Raw genomic sequence first — 20,895 nt, 5'->3', positions numbered from 1 at the left:
GTGGTGCGGGGCGTGCGGGGCGGCAAGCCGCGCGAGGTGTACGTCTACCACGTGGCCGACAACCAGTGGTCCATGACGGAGTACGGCTCTCAGGCCGTGGTGCGGCAGACCGCCGTCAACTCCGTCGTCGCGCTCGAACTCCTCGCCACGGGCGCCTGGCCCAGCGCGGGCGTGCTCGGCCGGAGGCCTTCCCGGCCCGCCCTTCCTGGGCCCGCTGACCGTCTACGGCTCGCCCTGGGGCATGCGCGAGCAGTGAGCGTGTCCGGGGCGGCGCTGTTTCACCACGCGTCGACAGGTGACCCGAAAAGGAGTAGGCATCCGAACGGGCACGTTTCTACTGCGATCGCAGGTGACTTCGATGGACAACTGGCGAGACCACGCTGCCTGCCGGCACGAGGACCCCGAGCTCTTCTTCCCGATCGGCACCTCCGGCCCGGCCCTGCTGCAGACGGAGCAGGCCAAGACGGTGTGCCGACGCTGCCCCGTCCAGGAGCAGTGCTTGCAGTGGGCGCTGGACACGGGGCAGTCCATCGGTGTGTGGGGCGGGACCAGCGAGACGGAACGGCGTGCGCTGAAGCGGCGGGCGGCGGCCCGGCGGCGCTCCGGCTGACACCACTCCGCCCAGGGGCGCCGCCCCCGGCCGGCGCCCCCTACTCCCCCTGGGAGCCTCACCTGCGACGCAGCGGCCCCCAGGGGTTCTCCTGCCGGGACACCTCCGCCTTCGCCTCGTCGATCACCTGCTGGTCGATCCAGCACATCGGCCGGGCGTCGGTGACCAGCGGTTCGTTGTCGGGTCCGCGGGAGGTCTCCTTGCCCGCGAGCACCCAGGCCCGCACACCGGGCCCCTTCTCGTGCGGCAGATGGGCGTAGTCGTGCAGACGACGCGCCACCCACACCCGGACGGGCCGGTCCTCCCACCAGTTCTCGACGTCGAGCGGGTTGGCGGACAGGCCCGGCATGGACACGCCCGTCAGATCGTCGGTGCTGGACACGTCGCGCAGATCGGTCGCGGGGCCGCGCGACCAGCGGACGTACAGGCCCTGGTGCCGCTCGACCAGCTCGGTGAGCTCGGCGAGTGTGCGCACGACCGGCAGGTCGTCCGATCCACTCATGTCGTGTCCTCCTCCCTCGACGCCGTCAGGCGGACGGAGTACCCGCTCGGCGCGAGCGGAATCGGCCCTTCGGCGCGGGCGGGTGCCGGTGCCCGGTCGGCGTTACGCTCGCGGCACACCCGCCCGTCGCAGCAGCAGAAGGGGCCGAGCATGAGCGTCCGCGTACGTCGCGTCTACGATCCGCCGGAGCCGGATGACGGGGTGCGTGTCCTGGTCGACCGGCTGTGGCCGCGGGGGCTGGCGAAGGACGCGGCGCGGGTGGACGAGTGGCCGAAGGCGATCACCCCGTCGACGGAGCTGCGCCGCTGGTACCACGCCGGCGAGGGCTCGTACGAGGAGTTCGCCGGGCGGTACGAGGCGGAACTCGCCGCCGACGAGGCGGCCGGGCTCCTCGACCACGTCCGTGACCTGGCCCGCAAGGGCGATGTGACGCTGCTGACCGCGTCGAGGACGCCGGAACGGAGCCACGCCACGGTGCTGGCCCGCCTCGTGCAGAGCTGAAGAGGCGGGCCGTCCGGGCACGGTCAGGCGGTCTGCTTCGCCGCCGCCCGCCCCGCCGCCCGCCCCGAGAAGAGACAGCCGCCGAGGAAGGTCCCCTCCAGCGCGTTGTAGCCGTGGACACCGCCGCCGCCGAATCCGGCGACCTCGCCGGCCGCGTACAGCCCCTCCACCGGCTTGCCGTCGGTCCCGAGGGCGCGGGAGTCCAGGTCCGTCTGGATGCCGCCGAGGGTCTTGCGGGTGAGGATGTGCAGCTTGACGCCGATCAGGGGGCCGGCCGCCGGGTCGAGGATGCGGTGCGGGGTGGCGACCCGGCCGAGGCGGTCGCCGATGTAGCGGCGGGCGTTGCGGATGCCCTGCACCTGGGCGTCCTTGGCGTAGGGGTTGGCGATCTGGAGGTCGCGGGCTTCGATCTGGCGCTTGATACCGGCCGCGTCGAGCAGCGGCTTGCCGGTGAGCTCGTTCATCTTCTCGACGAGCTGTTCGACACTGGGGGCGGTCACGAAGTCGGCGCCCTTGCGCAGGAAGGCGTCGACCGGCCCGGGCGCGCCCTTGCCGAGGATGCGTTCCTTCAGGAACCCGGCGCGGTCCTTGGCGGTGATGTCGGGGTTCTGCTCGGAGCCCGACAGGGCGAACTCCTTCTCGATGATCTTCTGCGTGAGGATGAACCAGGAGTGGTCGTACCCGGCGATGTCCTCGGTGGTGCGCAGGTGCTTCAGGGTGCCGAGGGTGTCGTAGCCGGGCAGGTACGGCCCGGGCAGGCGGCGGCCGAGGGCGTCGAACCACATCGAGGACGGTCCGGGCAGGATGCGGATGCCGTGGCCGGGCCAGATCGGGTCCCAGTTCTGCAGACCCTCGGTGTAGTGCCACATACGGTCCCGGTTGACCAGCCGTACGCCCGCCTCGGCGCTGATGTCGAGCATCCGTCCGTCGACGTGGGCCGGTACGCCGGTGACCATCTCCCGCGGCGGGGTGCCGAGGCGCTCGGGCCAGTAGCGGCGGATGATGTCGTGGTTGGCTCCGATGCCGCCACTGGTGACGACGACGGCCTGGGCGGTGAGTTCGAACTCGCCGATGGCGTCGCGGTTGGAGGCGACGCCCCGGGGTGAGGAGTCCTCGGCCAGGACCGTGCCGCGCACGCCTCGGGCGCTGCCGTCGTCCATGACCAGTTCGTCGACGCGGTGGCGGTGGTGGAAGGTGAGCAGTCCGTCGCGCGCGGCCTGCTTGGCGTAGCGGACGAAGGGTTCCACCACACCGGTGCCGGTGCCCCAGGCGATGTGGAAGCGGGGCACCGTGTTGCCGTGCCCGTGCGCCGTGAGGTCGCCGCGCTCGGCCCAGCCGACGGTGGGCAGGAACGTGATGCCGTGCCCGTGCAGCCAGGACCGCTTCTCCCCCGCGGCGAACTCGACGTAGGCGCGCGCCCAGCGCACGGCCCAGGAGTCCTCGTCGTCCAGCCGGTCGAAGCCCGCGCTGCCCCGCCAGTCGCTCCAGGCGAGGTCGAAGGAGTCCTTGATGCCGAGGCGCCGTTGCTCCGGCGAGTCGACGAGGAACAGCCCGCCGAAGGACCAGAAGGCCTGTCCCCCGAGGTTGGCGGCGTTCTCCTGGTCGACGAGGGCGACCCTCCTGCCCCTGCTGGTCAGTTCGTGGGCCGCGACCAGGCCCGCGAGGCCCGCTCCGACGACGATGACGTCGGCATCCATGGCGACGTTCCCTTCTTCAGTTCCGCCTGTGATCGGGGGTGCCGCTGCCGTCGGTCAGCAGGGCCGTGAGCAGTTGCTTCAGCCAGGCGCGGGCGTGCTCGACGTCCCGGTCCAGCAGCAGTTGCGTGGTGACGCCGTCGTAGGCCGCGACCACGGCGTGGGCGGCACCGTCCGTGTCGCCCAGCACGGCGGGCAGTGCGGTGTGCCCGCGGGCCCGGGCGAGCCGGTCGGCGATCGCCCGCCGCAGCCGCGCCCGGTGCTCCAGCAGGCTCCGGGCCACGTCCGGGTCGCGGGCGGCGTGCACCAGGAAGTCCGTCTTCACCAGGAGCCAGTCCCGGTCGAGGAGCAGCACGTCGGTGACGCGGTCCACCGCGGCCGGCACGTCGAGGCCGGGCCCGTCGAGGGCGAGGGCCCCGGACACCTGCTCCGCGATCAGGTCGGCCCGCTCGCGGTAGAGGGCGAAGAACAGCTCGTCGAGGCTGGAGAAGTTGGAGTAGAAGGCGCCTCTGCTGTAGCCGGCGGCCTCGCAGACCTCCTCGATCGAGACGTGCCCGAAGCCCTTGGCCGCGAACACGGAGAACGCCGCGTCCAGGAGGTTGGCCCGGGTGCGGACACGGCGCCTGGTCACACGCCCGGTCGATCCCTCCACCATGCCCGGCCTCCTTTCAATACATGACTGTATTCGATACACCGATGTATCGAAAGCCCCACATTTTCATGGAACAAACTTTCGATTACGAGGTATCCTGGGGCCATGCACCTCCAGGGCTCTCTCTTCGACCAGACGGACGAGCTGCGGCTCGGACCTCTCGACGGGATCAGCCGCACCCATCTCGGTTTCGGCGCCTGGCTCGACGTCCTGCCCGGGTGGCTCAGCGGTTCCGACGTGCTGTTCGAACAGCTGGCCGCCGAGGTGCCGTGGCGGGCGGAGCGGCGCACGATGTACGACCACGTCGTCGACGTTCCCCGGCTGCTCGCCTTCTACGGCGCCGAGGACCCGCTGCCGCACCCGGTCCTGACCGAGGCGCGCGACGCGCTGAGCGCCCACTACGGCGAGGAACTGGGCGAGCCGTTCACCACGGCCGGGCTGTGCTACTACCGCGACGGCCGGGACAGTGTGGCCTGGCACGGCGACCGGACCGGGCGGGGTGCACGCGAGGACACGATGGTCGCCATCCTGTCGGTGGGAGCGCCCCGCGACCTGCTGCTGCGTCCGATGCGGGGCGGTCGCGACACCGTGCGCCGGCCACTGGGCCACGGCGACCTGATCGTGATGGGCGGCTCCTGCCAGCGCACCTGGGAGCACTCCGTTCCCAAGAGCACCCGCGCGACGGAGCCGCGCATCAGTATCCAGTTCCGCCCGCACGGCGTGCACTGAGCCCGAACGGCCATGCCCCGCCGGTCCGTTGAGGCGGACCCCGCCATTCCACCTGCCGTGGGGTCTGCTTTCCTTCTCTCGTCGGGCTGGGACCACACCAACGCGGGGCGATCATGCGGGCAGACGTACACCAAGTCGCGGACGGCACCTACCTGGTGCACGGCTCCAACACCAACTGGGTGATCCTCGCGGAGGGGGACGCCGTCACGCTGGTCGACACCGGCTACCCCGGCGACCGGGAGCAGCTCCTCGCCTCGCTCGCGCAGGTGGGAAGCTCCCCGGAGGCGGTCGCGGCGGTGCTGATCACGCACGCGCACAACGACCACCTGGGTTCGGCCGAGTACCTGCGCGCAACGTACGGCACGCCCGTGTACCTGCACGAGGCCGAAGTACCGCACGCACGCCGGGAGTTCCTGCACCAGGTGTCCGTCGGGGCGGTGCTGAGGAACAGCTGGCGGCCGGGTGTGCTGCCGTGGGTGGTGCACGCGCTGCGCTCCGGCGGCACGACGCACAACCCGGTCACGGCCCCCGAGCCGTTCCCGGAGACGGGCGCCCTGGACCTGCCCGGGCGGCCGGTGCCGGTGCACACGCCGGGCCACACCGACGGGCACTGCGCCTACCACCTGCCGGGCACCGGCGTGCTCGTCTCCGGCGACGCCCTGGTCAGCGGGCACCCCACCTCGCGGGTCGACGGGCCGCAGCTGCTGCCGGACATGTTCCACCACGAGCGCCCGCGTGCCGTGGCCTCCCTGGACGTCCTCGCCGAGCTGGAGGACGAGCTACTGCTGCCCGGGCACGGTCCGGTCCACCGCGGCTCGGTGAAGGACGCCGCGCACCGCGCCCGGGAGCGCGCCCTCTAATCTGAGGTGACGATCAGCGGCGAGACAAGGACACCCGGCGCATGGCACTTCAGATCAGCGCGACCAACCCGGAGCATCCCGCGCTTCTGCTGGAGCTGCCGTGGGACCTGCCCCTGGAGGAGTGGCCGGAGGAGTACCTCGTGCCGCTGCCGCGCGGTATCTCCCGGCACGTGGTGCGCTACTCCCGGGCCGGTGACGAGGTGATCGCCGTCAAGGAGCTGGCCGAGCGGCCCGCGCAGCGCGAGTACGGGCTGCTGCGCGACCTGGACCGGATCGGCATCCCGGCGGTGGATCCGCTGGCCGTGGTCACCGGCCGTACCGACGCGGACGGCGCCCCGCTGGAGAGCGTGCTGATCACCCGGCACCTGGGCGGGTCGATGCCGTACCGCTCGATGTTCGAGACGACCATGCGCCCGGCCACCATGCACCGGCTGATGGACGCGCTCGCCGTGCTGCTGGTGCGGCTGCACCTGGCCGGGTTCGCCTGGGGCGACTGCTCGCTGTCCAACACCCTCTTCCGCCGCGACGCGGGCGCCTACGCCGCGTATCTGGTGGACGCCGAGACCGGTGACCTGCATCCGCAGCTCAGCTCCGGGCAGCGCGAGTACGACCTGGACCTCGCCCGCGTGAACATCAGCGGGGAGCTGCTGGACCTGGAGGCGTCCGGGGCGCTGCACCCGTCCGTGGACCCGGTCGAGTTCGGCATGGAGATCTGCGCCCGCTACCGCGGCCTGTGGGACGAACTGACCCGCACCTCCGTCTACCCGGCCGGGAAGTACCACTACATAGAACGCCGGATCCGCCGCCTGAACGACCTCGGTTTCGACGTCGCCGAGATGCAGATCGAGCACGCCTCGAACGGCGACACGGTCACCTTCGTGCCCAAGGTCGTCGACGCGGGCCACCACCAGCGCCAGCTGCTGCGCCTGACCGGGCTGGACACCGAGGAGAACCAGGCCCGGCGGCTGCTGAACGACCTGGAGAGCTGGATGGCGACCCAGGACGACTACGCCCCGGGCGATCCCCTCGGTGCCCGCCCCGAGGTGCTGGCCCACCGCTGGGTGCGGGAGGTGTTCCGGCCGACCGTGCGGGCCGTGCCGCCCGAACTGCGCGGTTCCATGGACCCGGCGGAGATCTACCACCAGCTCCTCGAACACCGCTGGTACCTGTCCGAGCGGGCCCAGCACGACATCGGCATCGAAACGGCGGTCGAGGACTACATCAAGAACATCCTCCCCAAGGCCCGCAAGACGCTTCAGCCGACGGCGGAGTGAGGCACGCGCGCCGGGGCCTGCTGCCAGGAACGGGGCCCGGGCACCGCGGACCGCAGTCGGCGGGCCGAGGCAGCCGCGTCCGTGTCACAGGTGCGGGACCACGGCCACCGGGCAGTCCGCGTGGTGCAGCACCCCGTGCGCCACCGAGCCGATCCGGGCGCCGACGGCCGTACGGTGCGCCCGTCTGCCGACGACCATCAGCTGGGCCGTCCCGGCCACGGACAGCAGCACCTGCCCGGCGCTGCCCATCTCGACGTGCTCCTCCACCGGCACGTCGGGGAAACGCTCCCGCCACGGCCGGACCGCGGCGGCCAGTGCCTTCTTCTCGTACGGCTCCAGTCCCCCGGCCTCGTCGAGGAGCTTCAGCGAGCCGGGGCTGTAGGCGAACACGGGCGGCAGGGTCCAGGCCCGTACGACACGGACTGTCGCCCCGCGCGCGGCAGCCGTCTCGAACGCGAACCGCAGCGCGTCGGCGCTGTCCTGCGGGTCGCCCTGCTGGCCCACGACGATCTCCCGCCCGGCGGCCTCGACCGAGGGCTGGTCACCGGCCCGGACGAGCACGACGGGCCGGGTGGTCTCGGCGATGACCTGCTGGCCGACCGAGCCCAGCAGGAAGCCGACGACCGGCCCGTGCCCGCGCGAGCCGAGCACCAGCAGTTCGGCGTCGGCAGCGGCGGCGACCAGGGTGTCGACGACCGCGCCCTCCACGACGTCGGTGGTCACGTCCAGGTCCGGGTGCCGTTCGGTGAGGGTCCCGACGGCCTCGGTCACCGCGCTGTGCACCAACTCGCCCTGCCTGTCCGCGTCCCCGGCGATCCCCGCTTCGAGCGCCTCCTGCGGCTGGAACCGCCAGGCGTGCACCACGCGCAGCAGCCGGTCGCGCCGCACCGCCTCGCGGGCCGCCCAGGCGAGAGCCGCGAGGCTCTCCTGCGATCCGTCGAACCCTGCGGTGATCGGGCGTGTCATCCGGCTGCCTCCTTGTGAAAATGTCACTGCGACGGTGATCAGTCTTCACTACCCTGCCCGCATGGCCGCGGGGTGGGAGCAGGTAATGGTGGACTCTGCCGATCCCGTGGCCCTCGGCCGCTGGTGGGCCGAGGCGCCGGGCTGGACCGTGGTGAACGACGCACCCGCCGAGTTCGAGATCCGGCCCGCCCCGGACCGGCTGCCGGGGTTGCTCTACACGACCGTGCCGGAGAGCGAGACGGTCAAGAACCGCCTCCACCTCGATTTCCGGCCCGACGACCAAGAGGCCGCGGTGGCCCGCCTGCTCGCGCTCGGCGCGCGGCACGCCGACGTGGGACAGGGCGAGCAGTCGTGGGTGACGCCGGCCGACCCGGAGGGCAACGAGTTCTGCGTGCCGGGGGCCCGCCGGAGCTGATCTCCGTATCGGAGCGCGCCGCGGCGATCGAACATACGATGGGCGCAGGTCGGCGCGGTGCCCCGGGGTGCCGTGCCGTGAGTCGACCGCCCGGTGTGGGGGACGTATGGCACAGGCCGCCGATGCGGCGCGGACCGTCATCATGACCGTGGACGACGACCCGGGGGTCTCCCGGGCCGTCGCGCGGGATCTGAGGCGGCGTTACGGCGCGTCGTACCGGATCGTGCGCGCGGAGTCCGGCGAGTCCGCGCTCGACGCGCTGCGGGAACTGAAGCTGCGCGGCGATCTCGTGGCCGTGATCCTGGCCGACTACCGGATGCCGCAGATGAACGGCATCGAGTTCCTCGAACAGGCCCTGGACGTCTACCCGGGTGCCCGGCGGGTGCTGCTGACGGCGTACGCGGACACGAACGCGGCGATCGACGCGATCAACGTCGTCGACCTCGACCACTACCTGCTCAAGCCGTGGGACCCGCCCGAGGAGAAGCTCTACCCGGTCCTGGACGATCTGCTCCAGGCGTGGCGGGCCGGCGACCACCGGCCCGTGCCCAGCACGAAGGTCGTCGGACACCGCTGGTCGGCGCGCTCCTCGGACGTCCGGGAGTTCCTGGCCCGTAACCAGGTGCCGTACCGCTGGTACTCCTCCGACGAACCGGAGGGCCGGCGGCTGCTGGCCGCGGCCGGTGAGGACGGGATGCGGCTGCCGGTGGTGATCACGCCGGACGGGACGCCGCTGGTCGAGCCGGAGGCCGTCGACCTCGCCGGCCGGGTCGGGCTGGCGACGACCCCGACGGCCGACTTCTACGACCTGGTCGTGATCGGCGGCGGTCCGGCCGGGCTCGGCGCGGCGGTCTACGGCGCCTCCGAAGGGCTGCGGACGGTGCTCGTGGAGCGGTCCGCGACCGGCGGGCAGGCCGGGCAGAGCTCACGCATCGAGAACTACCTGGGCTTCCCCGACGGCGTGTCAGGAGCCCAGCTCACCGACCGGGCACGGCGGCAGGCGGCGAAGTTCGGCGCCGAGATCCTCACCGCGCGCGAGGTGACGGCGCTGGAGGTCAACGGCGCCGCCCGGATCGTACGGTTCTCGGACGGCTCGGCGATCGCCGCGCACAGCGTGATCCTGGCGACCGGCGTGTCCTACCGCCAGTTGGAGGCGCCCGGCTGCGAGGACCTGACCGGGTGCGGGGTGTTCTACGGGTCGGCCCTGACGGAGGCCCCCTCCTGCCAGGGGCAGGACGTGTACATCGTCGGCGGCGCCAACTCCGCCGGGCAGGCGGCGATGTACCTGTCCCGGGGCGCCAAGTCGGTGACGCTGCTGGTGCGCGGTGCGTCGCTGTCGGCGTCGATGTCGCACTACCTCATCCAGCAGATCGAGGAGTCCCCCAACATCCAGGTGCGCTGCCGCACCGTCGTCGAGGCCGCACACGGTGACGGCCACCTGGAGCGGCTCACCCTGCGGGACGTGGACAGCGGGCATACCGAACAGGTCGACGCGCAGTGGGTGTTCGTGTTCATCGGGGCGGCCCCGCTGACCGACTGGCTGGACGGCACGGTGCTGCGTGACGAGCGGGGGTTCATCCTCACCGGGCCCGACCTGACGCCCGACGGCCGCCCGCCGGAGGGCTGGGAGCTGGACCGGCCGCCTTACCACCTGGAGACCAATGTGCCCGGCGTGTTCGTGGCGGGCGACGCGCGCTCCGAGTCCGCCAAGCGGGTCGCGTCCGCCGTCGGAGAGGGAGCCATGGCCGTGATGCTCGTCCACCGGTATCTGGAGCAGTCATGAGCGGGCAACCCGTGCCGTGCGCCCCGCAGGAGATCGGCTCCCTGTTCCTGTTCGAGAAGCTGACCCCCGAGCAGCTGGGACGGCTGTGCGCCGAGGGGCGCGTGGAGCAGTACGAGCCCGGCCCCGTGTACACCGAGGGCGAACCCGCCACCTGCTTCTACGTGCTGCTCGAGGGCACGGTCGTGCTGTACCGCCGGGTCGGCGCCGACGACGTGGAGGTGGCCCGGACCTCCCAGCGCGGGGTGTACGCGGGGTCCATGCAGGCGTATCTGGGCGACCGGGTGCGGCAGGTCTACAACAACTCCATGCGCGTCACCGAGCCGACGCGGTTCTTCGTGCTGCCCGCCGACACGTTCGCGGGCATCATGCAGGAGTGGTTCCCGATGGCGGTGCATCTGCTGGAGGGGCTTTTCTTCGGTTCCAAGAACACCCAGCGGGCCATCGGGCAGCGCGAACGGCTGCTGGCGCTCGGCTCGTTGTCCGCCGGCCTCACCCACGAGCTCAACAACCCCGCGGCGGCGGCCGTGCGGGCGACCGCGACGCTGCGGGAGCGGGTGGGCAAGATGCGGCACAAGCTGGCGGTCATCGCGCAGGGTTCGTACTCCCCCGAGGTCATGGCGAACCTCATCGACCTCCAGGAACGCACCGCCGAGCGGGTCGCCAAGGCCCCGACGCTGAGTCCGCTGGAGGCCTCCGACCGGGAGGACGCGCTCACCGACTGGCTCGACGACCACGGCATCCTGGACGGCTGGCGGATCGCGCCCGCCTTCGTCCAGGCCGGTCTCGACGAGGACTGGCTGGACCAGGTGGCCGCGGCGGTGGACGAGGAGCTCCTGCCGAGCGCGATCGGGTGGCTCAACTACACCGTCGAGACCGAGCTGTTGATGGACGAGATCAACGACTCGACCACGCGCATCTCGCATCTCGTCGACGCGGCCAAGCAGTACTCCCAGCTCGACCGGGCGCCCTTCCAGCACGCCGATGTGCACGAACTCCTCGACAGCACGCTGCTGATGCTGTCGGGCAAGATCGGCCGGCGGATCAAGGTCGTCAAGGACTACGACCGGACGCTGCCGAGGATCCCGGCGTACCCGGCGGAGCTCAACCAGGTGTGGACGAACCTGATCGACAACGCGGTCTCGGCGATGAACAGCGCGGGCGGGGACGGGACGTTGACCGTACGGACGGCCCGGGACCACGACCGGCTGCTGGTGGAGTTCCGGGACACGGGCGTCGGTGTCCCGGCGGAGGACCGTGGCCGGATCTTCGACCCGTTCTTCACGACGAAGCCGGTGGGTGAGGGAACCGGGCTCGGACTCGACATCTCCTGGCGGATCGTGGTCAACAAGCATCACGGCAGCATTCAGGTGGAGTCGGAGCCGGGGGACACACGTTTCCAGGTGCTGCTTCCGCTGACAGCGGTCGAGGAGGAGTCGGCATGAGGGGTGAGAACGGGATCGACCCGGGTGTTCCGCCGAGCGGGAGCGGGTGTGCGGAGTGCGAGACGGCCGGGGGGTGGTGGTTCCACCTTCGGCGGTGTGCGCAGTGCGGGCATGTGGGGTGTTGTGACAGTTCGCCCGCGAAGCATGCGACGGGGCATTTCAGGGAGACAGGGCATCCTCTGGTGCAGAGCTTCGAGCCGGGCGAGGGCTGGTACTGGGACTACTCGACGAACGAGTTGTACGAGTCGGGGCCCGAGCTGGCTCCGCCGGTGAGTCATCCTGCGGATCAGCCGGCGCCGGGGCCTGCGGGGCGGGTGCCGGATGATTGGGCGAGGGTTTTGCGGGCCTAGGAGTTCGGGGGTTTCTGTTTGGGGGCGGCTGCGGGTTGTATGTGGTTGATCGCGCCCACGCGGCGGAGCCGCACAATGTCACAGCCCCGCGCCCCCAGGAGAGTTGGTCGAGTGCCGAACATTTCCTTCATCACGCCGGTTGTCGGGCGGGAAGCCGAACTCGACCGGCTCTCCGGCGTTCTGGAACGTGCTCGTGCCGGTGAATCGCGGGCCGTGTTGATCGCCGGGGACGCCGGTGTGGGCAAGACCCGGGTTCTGGATGAGGTCGGGGGGCGGGCCGCCGAAGCGGGCATGACCGTGGTCACCGGGCACTGCGTCGACCTCGGCGACGTCGGTCTGCCCTATCTGCCGTTCACCGAGATCCTGGGGGTGCTCGCCGCCGACGAGCGGTTCGCGCCCGCTCTGGCCGCCCATCCCGTGGTCGGACGGATGCTGGGGGCCGGGAGCGATTCCGCGCGGGACGTCGACGGGCGGCTGCGGCTGTTCGAGGGGATGGCGGGCCTGCTGGCCGATGTGGCGGATGTCGCGCCGCTGTTGCTCGTGCTGGAGGATCTGCACTGGGCCGACCAGTCGTCGCGGGATCTGCTGCGGTTTCTGCTCGGCCGGGGTGTTCTGAGGCACCGGCTGGCGGTGTTCGCCTCGTACCGGGCGGACGACCTGCACCGTCGCCACCCGCTGCGGCCGCTGCTCGCGGAGCTGATACGGCTGCCCGCCGTGGAGCGGCTGGAGCTGCGGCCGCTGGGCGATCCCGATGTGGCCCGGCTGGTGCGGCAGCTCGAACGGCGTCCGCTGGCGGAGGCCACGGTGCGGCGGATCGTGGAGCGGGCCGAGGGGAACGCCTTCTACGCGGAGGAGTTGCTCGCGGCGACGGACACGGAGTCCGGTGGGGTGCCCAGCGGGCTCGCCGAGGTGCTGCTGATCCGCTTCGAGCAGCTGTCCGACACGGCGCAGCAAGTGCTGCGGACCGCGGCCGTCGCCGGGCGCCGGGTGGAGCACGCGCTGCTGCGGGAGGCGGTCGGACTGCCCGAGGAGGAGCTGGAGTCGGCGCTGCGGGAGGCGGTGGGGCGGCAGCTGCTCGTCGCCGGGGACGACGACACGTACTCCTTCCGGCACGCCCTCGCCCGTGAGGCCGTCTACGCCGATCTGCTCCCCGGGGAGCGGGCGCGGCTGCACGGCGCGTTCGCCCGGCTGCTCGCCGGGCAGGACCGGCCCGCGGAGAGCGCTGCCGAGCGTGCCCACCACTACCGGGAGAGCCATGACCTCGCCGAGGCGCTGACCGCATCCCTGGAGGCAGCCGACCACGCCCAGCGGGTGGGTGCGCCGGCCGAGGAGCAGCGGCATCTCGAAGCGGCCCTCGACCTGTGGCCGGCGGTGGGTGCCGAAGCGCGGCCGTCGGGCGGAGGCGTCGACCGGGTGACGCTGACGTTGCGGGCCTCGGCGGCGGCCGCGCACGCCGGGGAGTTGCACCGGGCGGTCTCTCTCACACGGTCCGCGCTGGCGGACCTCGGCCAGGACGCCGACTCCGAACTCGCCGCCCGGGTCCGCTACACCCTTGCCGGGAACCTGCTGAGCGTGGACCACCTTACGGCGGCGTTCGCCTACAGCAGCGAGGCCCTGGCGATGATCCCCGAGGATCCTCCGTCGCGTACCTGGGTGTGGGCGGCGGCCACGCACGCCATGGCCGCACGCCACGTCGGGGAGAACGAGACAGCGCTGCGGGTCGCCCGGCGGGCCATGAGCGTGGCCGAGGAACTGCGGGTGACCGACGCGCAGGCGGACCTGCTGATCTCCCTGGCCGTCTTCGACGGAGGCGGGCGGCGCGGCGCCGAGGGCCGTGAGCGGCTGCTGCGGGCCCGGGAGCTGGCCCGGAGCTCGGGCAACGCGGCCGTGGAGCTGCGTGCCCTGTTCAACCTCGCCATGGGCTGCTACGAGTCCGGTGCGCTGGCGGAGTGCGTGCCCTGGCTGACGGAAGGCCTGGACCGGGCCCGGCGCGCCGGGCTGCTGTCGTCCCCGTATCCGCTGGAGATGCGGTACCTGCGGCTGGTGGTGCTGCATGTGCTGGGCCGCTGGGACGAGTGTGTGCGGGCGGCGGCGGCCGATGCCGAGCTGCTGCCGGCCGCCGGCGGGTACACGGTCGGTCCCGCGCTGTATGTCGCCCTGGCACGGGGCGACATGACGGCCGCCGACCGGGCGCGTGCCCTGCTGGAGGGGCCCTTCGACTGGATGGCCACCCTGGTCGCGGGCATCGTGCTCACCGACGCCGCGGCGCTGCGCCGTGACCCCGGGGACGCGGTGCGGTGGACGCGGTCCACGGTCGCGGCCCTCACCGACGAGGCGGGGGCCCGCCCGGACGTCACGGTCCGGCTCGCCGCCCTGGCGTTGTCCGCGGTGGCCGACGCGGCCGCCGAGCCACGGTCGGCCGGTGACGAGGCGAGGGCCCGCCGCTGGACGGACACGGCGGCCGAACTGGTGGAGCTGGCGCGGGCCACCGCCACCCACGGCGAGGACGGCGCTCCCCAGGGCCCCGAGGGGCAGGCGTGGCTGGCCCGTGCCGAGGCGGAGTGGATCCGGGCCGTCTCGGGGCCGGACGCCGCGGCCTGGTCAAAGGCGCTGACGGCGTTCGGCTACGGCGACGTCTACGAGCAGGCGCGCTGCCGGCTGCGGTACGCCGAGGCCCTGGTCGCGGCCGGGCGTCGTGAGGAGGCGGCGGCCGAGGCCCGCGAGGTCCGGGAGACCGCCGACCGCCTCGGCGCCACGCCGCTGCGGGAGCAGGTGGACGCCCTGGTCCGGCGCGGTCGCCTGGCGGACACGCCGGACGCCGACGAGCGCGCCGGGGTGCTCACCGCACGCGAGCAGGAGGTGCTGCGGCTGCTCGCGCTCGGCCGCAGCAACCGGCAGATCGGCGAGGAGCTGTTCATCACCGGCAAGACGGCGAGCGTCCACGTCTCCAACATCCTCGCCAAGCTGGGCGCGTCGAGCCGCGGCGAGGCGGTGGCGATCGCCTACAGGGAGGGTCTGATCAGCCCGGAGCCGTCGGCGTCCGGCTGACCGGCCGGACGCGCAGGAGGGGCGAACGTGTTCGCGTACCCCCGACCCGGGCTAGGGGGTGTCCGTGAAGTCCCGTCGTCCGCCCGGAGGGCGGGCCCTGCGGCGTTCGGTGCGTGCTCTGGGGCACCCCCTGCTCGAAGAGCTTGGGGGCACCCCCTGCTCGAAGAGCTTGAGGGAGTACCGGGCGGACGTCCGCGTACTGGTCGTACGCGGGCGTCCGCCCGGTGCGGTGAGAGTGCGTGCCGGGCGTCGCGGGGCAGGCGGGACTTCGCGGACCGCCTAGCGGCTTCCGCAGTCGAGGCTCTCCAGGTCGACGCCGTCGGCCATCGCCTGCATCCCCTTGTCGTTGGGGTGCAGGTGGTCGCCGCCGTCGAAGGCGGGGAGGATCCGCTCGTGGTCGTAGGGGCTGCGCAGGATGCGGTCGAAGTCGGTGACCGCGTCGAACTCGCCGCTGGTGCGGATGAAGGCGTTGACCTTCCGGCGCACGGCTTCTCCGGCGGGGTCCCATTCCCGCCAGCCCTTGTACGGGGCGATCGTGGCGGCGACGACACACTTTCCGGCCGCGTGCACCCGGTCGGCCAGCGTGCGGTACCCGGCGATGAGCTCGTCGGCCGTGGCGCCGGGCTCGGCCTTGATGTCGTTGACGCCCTGGAAGAGGAACACCGTGCGCAGGCCAGGCAGTGAGAGGGCGTCCCGCGAGAGGCGGTTCAGGGCGCTCTGTCCGGGGCCGTCGGTGAGGACCTTGTTGCCGGCGATACCCGCGTTGGCCACTCCCTCGACGGCCGTCGTGGGGGACGTGCGCAGCCGGCGGGCAAGATGGTCGGGCCAGCGGCGGTCGAGGTCGGTCGTGGACTGCCAGCCGTCGGTGATCGAGTCGCCGAGGGCGGCCACGGCGCCCGTCGCGGTCCCCGGCCGCACGGTGACGGCGTCGAGGTAGAACCAGGAGCCGGTCCGCTGCGCCCAGTTGGCGCCGCTCTCCTCCGCGGTGTGGTCGCCGTCGGTGGTGTACGACGTCTGCATCGCCATCCAGTGCCCGGTGAGCGCTCCTCCCGCCCGGGGGACGTAGAGGCTGACCACGAGCTTGCTCGCGGCGGGGACGTGGCCGGGCAGCGGGTCGCTGTAGACGATGCCGCCGGCGGGGACCGTGACGGAGCGGGCGCCGCCGAAGGTCAGGCGCCGGTTGCTGCCGGGGACGAGTGCGGCCCCCTCGCGCTGGAGACCCGCGTGGACGTTGTCGAACGTCACCGGCTGGTCCCCGAAGGCGTTGGACAGCCGCACCCTGAGGCCGGTGCCGCCGACGCTGGTGTGCACGACCAGCCGGTAGCCGCGGCCGTCGGCCGCCGCGCCGATGCGGTCGGCGGAGGAGGCCCAGGTGACCACGCCGTACCCGGTCCCCGTCGGGGCGCCGGCCGGCGGGGCCGGCTCGTCGCCCTGGGGTGTCCCGCCGGAACCGCAGCCCAGCAAGAGGCAGCAGGAGAGGATGGCCAGGGCGGTGCGGCCGCGGGGGCGTGCGGTGCGTGGCATCGTGTGCGCTCCTTCGGCCGGTGTGTACGGGCGGGCGGTGTCAGGGGGCGAGATCCCGCAGCGTCGCGGAGTCACCGGGAGCGAGTCGGGCACTTCGTGCCGTCCCGGCGTACGACACGGTAGTGGTGCGGCCTCCGACGCTGTGCAGGGTGGCCTCGGTGGGTCTGCCGTGCCGCCGGCGCAGGTCGAGGACGAAGCCGCCGCGCACGCCGACTCCGCGCACCCGGCCCTCGTCCGCCCAGGCCGGGGGCAGGGCGGGCAGCAGTTCCACATGGCCCGGCCGCGACTGGACGAGCATCTCGATCATCGCGACCGGGGTGCCGAGGTTGGCGTCGATCTGGAAGATGCCCCGGCCCTGCTCCACCTCGTGGATGTCGAAGAGGTTGAAGGCGGTGCCGTTGCCGCCCCCTGTCGAGGGGCGGAGGTTGGTCGCGATCAGCCGGTAGGCCTTGTCCGCGTCCTTCAGCCGGGCCCAGCAGGCGCTGCGCCAGGCGTTGGCCCATGCGAACATCCGCGCCTGCGAGTCGACGTACTTCTGCGCGCAGGGGCTGGAGACGGCCGCAGGTGGACGCCGGCTTCCTGGTCGTGGACCGGGGCCGGCGGGGGAACCCTCGCGCCGCCACGGCCGTTGTCCGGGCATCCGCGTCCCACGGGGAGGCCGGTACGACGACAGCAGGGGGGCGTGATGAACGAGTTGGTCTCCGGCGGCAATCTGCCGCTTCCGGGCGGGGCGGTGACCATCCGGGTGGCCGGCCCGTTCGACGTGTCCGCGCTCGTCACGGACGACGGCGGAAAGGTGCGGGACGACGGCGACTTCGTCTTCTACAACCAGCCGGCCGCGCCGGGAGCGACGCTGCGGGGCGACGCGCTCACCGTGGACCCGGCGAGGCTGCGTACCGGCGCCACCCGGGTCACCGTCGCCGTCAGCCCCGCCGAGCCCGGAACCGCCCTCGGCCGCCTGCCCTCCGCCACGCTGCACGTCACCGACGCGTCAGGCCGCCCGCTCGCCCGGTTCACCCCACCGCACCCCCGCCAGGAGACGGTCCTGCTGCTCGCGGAGCTCTACCGGCGCGGCGACCGCTGGAAGCTGCGGGCCCTGGGCCAGGGGTACGCCGACGGACTGGCGGGACTCGCCAGGGACTTCGGCGTCGACATCGTGGACGACACGCCCGCGACCGGGCCGGACTCGGCGGCGGCCGGTGCGCCGGGCGCGCGGCCGGGCTCCCTCGACAGCGGCGCGCAGCGAGCGGCTCTCACCCCCACCCACGCGCCGATGCCGGCCCCGGCCGCGCGGCGCCTGACCGGGAGCGCAATCGGCGTCGGCCCCTCCCCCGGAGCCTCTGCCTCCGTACCGTCCGCCCCCGACCCGGACGGCTTCACCACCCTGGTCAACTCCGCTCGCGCCGCCGTCGGTTCACCACCGGTATCGCTCGACCCGCGGCTCGTGTCCGCGGCGCGGGCCCACGCCGCCGCCATGGCCGCGTCCGGACGTCTCGGAGTCGAGAGCCGGGACGGCGTCTCCGTCTACCAGCGGGTCGTCGGCGCCGGGTACGCGTACCTCACCGTCGGCGAGCACCTGGTGTCCGGCCCGCGCACCACAACCGAGTTCGTCGCGTACTGTCTGCGCACGGACGGGGCCCGCCGCGTCCTGCACGACCCGTCGTTCACCCACGCCGGAGTGGCCCACGTCCACGACGGACCCACCGACGACACGTACTGGACCGCGCTCTGGGCCAGGCCCCTCACACCGGACGGGCTGGCGGACGCGGCGGCGGCCGTCACCGACCTCACCAACCGGGAGCGCGCCCGGGCCGGGCTCCCGCCCCTGGCCGCCGATCACCTGCTCACCGCCGCCGCCCAGGCGCACAGCGCGGACATGGTGGCCCGTGCCTTCTACTCGCACACCGCGCCCGGCGGCAGCCAGCCCTGGGACAGGGCCGCGGCCGCGGGCTCCACCCGGCGCTCCATCGGCGAGAACATAGCCTGCGGCCAGCGCTCCGCCGCCGAAGTGGTGGAGGGCTGGATGAACAGCCCCGGCCACCGGGCCAACATCCTCAAACCCGGCTTCACGCACCTCGGCGTCGGCTTCGCGGGCGGCGGCCGGGCGGGAACGTACTGGACGCAACTCTTCGGCGGCTGACACCGCGCCACCGCGCGCCCTGCCGACACTCGCCCCGATCTTGGCGGAGGGGGATGCTCCGGGCGAGGATGCGCATATGAAGGGTGACCTCTTTTCCAGCCGGCACATGGCACAGCCGGCCGTCGCACCGGGTATGACGGTCGAGAACGCCAAGTGCCTCCGCTACACGGTGAACGGCGAGATGCTGGCCCGACAGGGCGCGATGATCGCCTACCGCGGCAACCTCCAGTTCGAGCGCAAGGGTCAGGGCGTGGGCGGCATGCTCAAGCGCGCGGTCACCGGGGAGGGACTTCCACTGATGGCCGTGCGCGGGCAGGGCGAGGCCTGGTTCGCCCACGAAGCGCAGAACTGCTTCATCGTCGAAGTCGAACCCGGCGACGAGTTCACGGTCAACGGCCGTAACGTCCTGTGCTTCGACGCCACGCTGTCCTACCGCATCGCTACCGTGAAGGGCGCCGGCATCACCGGCGGCGGCCTGTTCAACAGCGTCTTCACGGGACACGGTGAACTGGGCCTGGTGTGCGAGGGCAATCCGCTGGTCATCCCGGTCTCTCCGCAGTATCCGGTGTATGTCGACACCGACGCGGTCGTCGGCTGGACGGCCGGCCTCCAGACGTCGCTGCACCGCTCCCAGTCCATCGGCTCCATGCTGCGCGGCGGCTCCGGGGAGGCCGTGCAACTGGCGCTCCAGGGCGAGGGATACGTCGTCGTGCGGCCGAGCGAGGCGACACCGCAGAAGGCCGGTCAGCACTGAGCCCCGGTGATCTGCGCGTCACAGGCAACCCCGTCCGTGCAGTCGACGTCTTGATCCACAACAGGTGATTGCCCTGGCCCTTGTGGCCAGGGCAGGTTTCCACCCTTCCCTGCGCACCGTGTATACACCCTGTGTATACACGGTGCGCACAATGGACGAAAGGCACCGATGTACGGCAAGGCATTCGCCCCGGAGTACCAGGGCGCGCTCACCACCCTGTCCGTCAACTCCTCCCTGACCGACGTCCTGGCCGCCGGCACCGAGCAGTTGAGGGCGGCCGAGCGCGCGGGGAAACCCGGGGAGGCGGCGCGTTCCGGACTCGCGGTGGCCGAGGCGCACCGTCGGCTGGGCCGGGTCGAGGACGCGGACCGGGCGTGGAAGGCGAGTTACCGGGCCGCCCGCCGGGCCGGGGACGTCGCGGCGATGGCCTGGGCGCTGTGGAGCGGCGGCACGCTGGCCCGCCAGCGCGGGGCGTTCCGGCTGGCCCGTCGGTTGCTCCAACTCGGGGCGGACCTGGGCGAACGAGGCGGGGACATCGTCGTGCGCGGCTACTCGCTGGCGGGCCTGGCCGAGACCGGCCGCATCCAGGGCGACTACGAGGCCGTCGGCCGGCTGCACGAGCAGTTACTCGCCGAGGCCCGGCGGCGCGGGGAGGCGCGGCACACGGTGTGGGCGCTGGAGGGCATCGCGCAGATGCACCGCAACACCGGGGACTTCGACACCGCGTACGCCCTGTTCGAGGAGTCCGCCGAGATCGCCGCGCGCGCCGACGACCGGCGCGGTCACGCCTGGGCGTTGCGCGGTCTGGCCGACGTCGTGTCCGTGCGTGAGGGGGACACCGAGCGGGCCCTGGAGCTGCTGAGCGAGGCGGAGGCCACGTGCCGCGCGATGCGGCTGTCCAGCGCGCTGGCCTACAACCACAAGATGCGCGGCAACGTCCTGTACCGAGCCGGGCGTTACACCGAGGCGCGCGCCCTGTACGAGCAGGCCCTCGCGGAGTTCCGTGAGATGAGCGAGCCGCGCGGGGAGGCGCTGTCGCGCCTGGGGCTCGCCAAGTGCCTGGCTCGGCTGGGCCGCGACCGCGCCGAGACGGCGGCCGAACTGTCCGAGCTCGCCGGCACGCTGGAGCGGATCGGCCTCCAGCACGCCCGCAAGATGGTGACCCGCGCGTACGACGAACTCGGCATATCGGATGCCGGGCTCGTCGAGGCGAGGGTGGCGGAGGTGGCACGGTGACGGCCTCCTCCACGGCGGTAGAGGCGGCGCGGCGGGGCGGGGTCGCCCGCGACGAGCGGCAGGAGCACGCGGACGGCCGCCAGGGGGGCGGCCTTCACGCGGCCGACCGTACGGGCAGCCTGGACCACGCGGGCGGCCTCGACGACTCGGACGATGCGGCCGGCCCCGGCCATGCAGGCGACGCCGGCCGCACGGGCGCCTCCAGGCAGCGCGGCACCCTCGGCCAGGCAGGCGTCTCCAGCCACCCGGGCACTCCCGGCCACGCACGCGGCTCCAGCCCCTCGGGCAGCCCCGAGCACACGGGCGCCCCCGGCCACGTTCACGGCTCCAACCCCTCGCGCAGCCCCGGCCACCCGGCCGCACCCGACCCCCTTACCGCCCCTCACCAGATCCTCCACCGCTGCCGCACACTCGT

Annotated in this window: 18 protein-coding genes and 3 pseudogenes; 15 read left to right on the top strand and 6 right to left on the bottom strand. The window is 72.8% G+C overall.

The genetic code is table 11. The features are described from left to right. Positions 1–3: 3 nt before the first annotated feature. A pseudogene (locus tag AOQ53_RS46080) lies at positions 4–256 on the top strand (saccharopine dehydrogenase C-terminal domain-containing protein); the annotation flags it as partial. Between the two features lie 102 nt (positions 257–358). Further along, complete coding sequence (locus AOQ53_RS11555; protein ID WP_059416927.1) at positions 359–610, top strand: WhiB family transcriptional regulator; 252 nt, start codon at positions 359–361, stop codon at positions 608–610. Between the two features lie 58 nt (positions 611–668). On the opposite strand, the gene AOQ53_RS11550 is transcribed toward AOQ53_RS11555, so the two are convergent. Then, positions 669–1,112 carry a DUF6098 family protein gene (locus tag AOQ53_RS11550; RefSeq protein WP_059416926.1) on the bottom strand — a complete coding sequence of 148 codons (444 nt, stop codon included), beginning with the start codon at positions 1,110–1,112 and terminating at the stop codon, positions 669–671. A gap of 150 nt (positions 1,113–1,262) precedes the next feature. Here AOQ53_RS11550 and AOQ53_RS11545 point away from each other — a divergent pair, with 150 nt between their 5' ends. Then, positions 1,263–1,613: a DUF488 domain-containing protein gene (locus AOQ53_RS11545; protein ID WP_059416925.1), complete on the top strand. Its 351-nt coding sequence runs from the start codon at positions 1,263–1,265 to the stop codon at positions 1,611–1,613. Between the two features lie 23 nt (positions 1,614–1,636). Here the strand turns inward: AOQ53_RS11545 and AOQ53_RS11540 are convergent, their stop codons facing one another. Further along, entirely contained in the window at positions 1,637–3,310 is a 1,674-nt protein-coding gene (locus AOQ53_RS11540; protein WP_059416924.1) for an FAD-binding dehydrogenase, read from the bottom strand. Between the two features lie 16 nt (positions 3,311–3,326). Further along, positions 3,327–3,962 (bottom strand): TetR/AcrR family transcriptional regulator, encoded by a 636-nt coding sequence (locus tag AOQ53_RS11535; protein ID WP_059416923.1) that lies wholly within the window; start codon positions 3,960–3,962, stop codon positions 3,327–3,329. A 102-nt stretch (positions 3,963–4,064) separates the two neighbouring features. Here AOQ53_RS11535 and AOQ53_RS11530 point away from each other — a divergent pair, with 102 nt between their 5' ends. The 3 genes from AOQ53_RS11530 (at position 4,065) to AOQ53_RS11520 (ending at position 6,822) form a co-directional block, all read left to right on the top strand. Beyond that, positions 4,065–4,688 carry an alpha-ketoglutarate-dependent dioxygenase AlkB family protein gene (locus AOQ53_RS11530; protein WP_059416922.1) on the top strand — a complete coding sequence of 208 codons (624 nt, stop codon included), beginning with the start codon at positions 4,065–4,067 and terminating at the stop codon, positions 4,686–4,688. A 113-nt stretch (positions 4,689–4,801) separates the two neighbouring features. After that, positions 4,802–5,548 carry an MBL fold metallo-hydrolase gene (locus AOQ53_RS11525; RefSeq protein ID WP_059416921.1) on the top strand — a complete coding sequence of 249 codons (747 nt, stop codon included), beginning with the start codon at positions 4,802–4,804 and terminating at the stop codon, positions 5,546–5,548. A gap of 41 nt (positions 5,549–5,589) precedes the next feature. Then, a complete protein-coding gene (locus AOQ53_RS11520; RefSeq protein ID WP_059416920.1) occupies positions 5,590–6,822 on the top strand; it encodes a DUF4032 domain-containing protein in 1,233 nt (410 codons plus the stop codon). Positions 6,823–6,906: 84 nt separating this feature from the next. Here AOQ53_RS11520 and AOQ53_RS11515 read toward each other — a convergent pair whose 3' ends face one another. Then, positions 6,907–7,788, bottom strand: coding sequence for a universal stress protein (locus AOQ53_RS11515; protein WP_059416919.1), 882 nt, complete (start codon positions 7,786–7,788; stop codon positions 6,907–6,909). 61 nt (positions 7,789–7,849) lie between these two features. Between AOQ53_RS11515 and AOQ53_RS11510 the strand changes: the two genes are divergently transcribed. The 5 genes from AOQ53_RS11510 (at position 7,850) to AOQ53_RS11490 (ending at position 14,826) form a co-directional block, all read left to right on the top strand. Then, positions 7,850–8,203, top strand: coding sequence for a VOC family protein (locus AOQ53_RS11510; RefSeq protein WP_059416918.1), 354 nt, complete (start codon positions 7,850–7,852; stop codon positions 8,201–8,203). 106 nt (positions 8,204–8,309) lie between these two features. Then, positions 8,310–9,986 (top strand): FAD-dependent oxidoreductase, encoded by a 1,677-nt coding sequence (locus AOQ53_RS11505; RefSeq protein WP_059416917.1) that lies wholly within the window; start codon positions 8,310–8,312, stop codon positions 9,984–9,986. Then, entirely contained in the window at positions 9,983–11,428 is a 1,446-nt protein-coding gene (locus AOQ53_RS11500; RefSeq protein ID WP_059416916.1) for an ATP-binding protein, read from the top strand. Before AOQ53_RS11505 ends, AOQ53_RS11500 begins: the two co-directional genes overlap by 4 nt. Continuing rightward, positions 11,425–11,778 (top strand): UBP-type zinc finger domain-containing protein, encoded by a 354-nt coding sequence (locus AOQ53_RS11495; RefSeq protein WP_059416915.1) that lies wholly within the window; start codon positions 11,425–11,427, stop codon positions 11,776–11,778. The genes AOQ53_RS11500 and AOQ53_RS11495 overlap by 4 nt, the downstream gene beginning before the upstream one ends. 75 nt (positions 11,779–11,853) lie before the next feature. Further along, entirely contained in the window at positions 11,854–14,826 is a 2,973-nt protein-coding gene (locus AOQ53_RS11490; protein ID WP_059416914.1) for a helix-turn-helix transcriptional regulator, read from the top strand. A gap of 279 nt (positions 14,827–15,105) precedes the next feature. Here AOQ53_RS11490 and AOQ53_RS11485 read toward each other — a convergent pair whose 3' ends face one another. Further along, positions 15,106–16,350, bottom strand: a complete 1,245-nt coding sequence (locus AOQ53_RS11485) for an SGNH/GDSL hydrolase family protein (RefSeq protein WP_059416913.1) — start codon at positions 16,348–16,350, stop codon at positions 15,106–15,108. Between the two features lie 40 nt (positions 16,351–16,390). Next, positions 16,391–16,858: pseudogene (locus AOQ53_RS11480) on the bottom strand (glycosyl hydrolase family 95 catalytic domain-containing protein); the annotation flags it as partial. A gap of 177 nt (positions 16,859–17,035) precedes the next feature. On the opposite strand from AOQ53_RS11480, the gene AOQ53_RS11475 reads away from it, so the two are divergent. The 4 genes and pseudogenes from AOQ53_RS11475 to AOQ53_RS11460 form a co-directional block, all read left to right on the top strand. Beyond that, a complete protein-coding gene (locus AOQ53_RS11475) occupies positions 17,036–18,490 on the top strand; it encodes a CAP domain-containing protein (RefSeq protein ID WP_059416911.1) in 1,455 nt (484 codons plus the stop codon). Positions 18,491–18,566: 76 nt separating this feature from the next. Next, positions 18,567–19,244, top strand: a complete 678-nt coding sequence (locus AOQ53_RS11470) for an AIM24 family protein (protein ID WP_059416910.1) — start codon at positions 18,567–18,569, stop codon at positions 19,242–19,244. Positions 19,245–19,412: 168 nt separating this feature from the next. Then, positions 19,413–20,480, top strand: coding sequence for a tetratricopeptide repeat protein (locus AOQ53_RS11465; RefSeq protein ID WP_059416909.1), 1,068 nt, complete (start codon positions 19,413–19,415; stop codon positions 20,478–20,480). After that, a pseudogene (locus AOQ53_RS11460) lies at positions 20,477–20,895 on the top strand (hypothetical protein); the annotation flags it as partial. The gene AOQ53_RS11465 and the pseudogene AOQ53_RS11460, both read left to right, overlap by 4 nt.

Source organism: Streptomyces azureus, from assembly GCF_001270025.1.
In the GTDB taxonomy this organism is placed as follows: domain Bacteria; phylum Actinomycetota; class Actinomycetes; order Streptomycetales; family Streptomycetaceae; genus Streptomyces; species Streptomyces azureus.
This window is presented reverse-complemented; position numbering and strand designations above follow the sequence as displayed.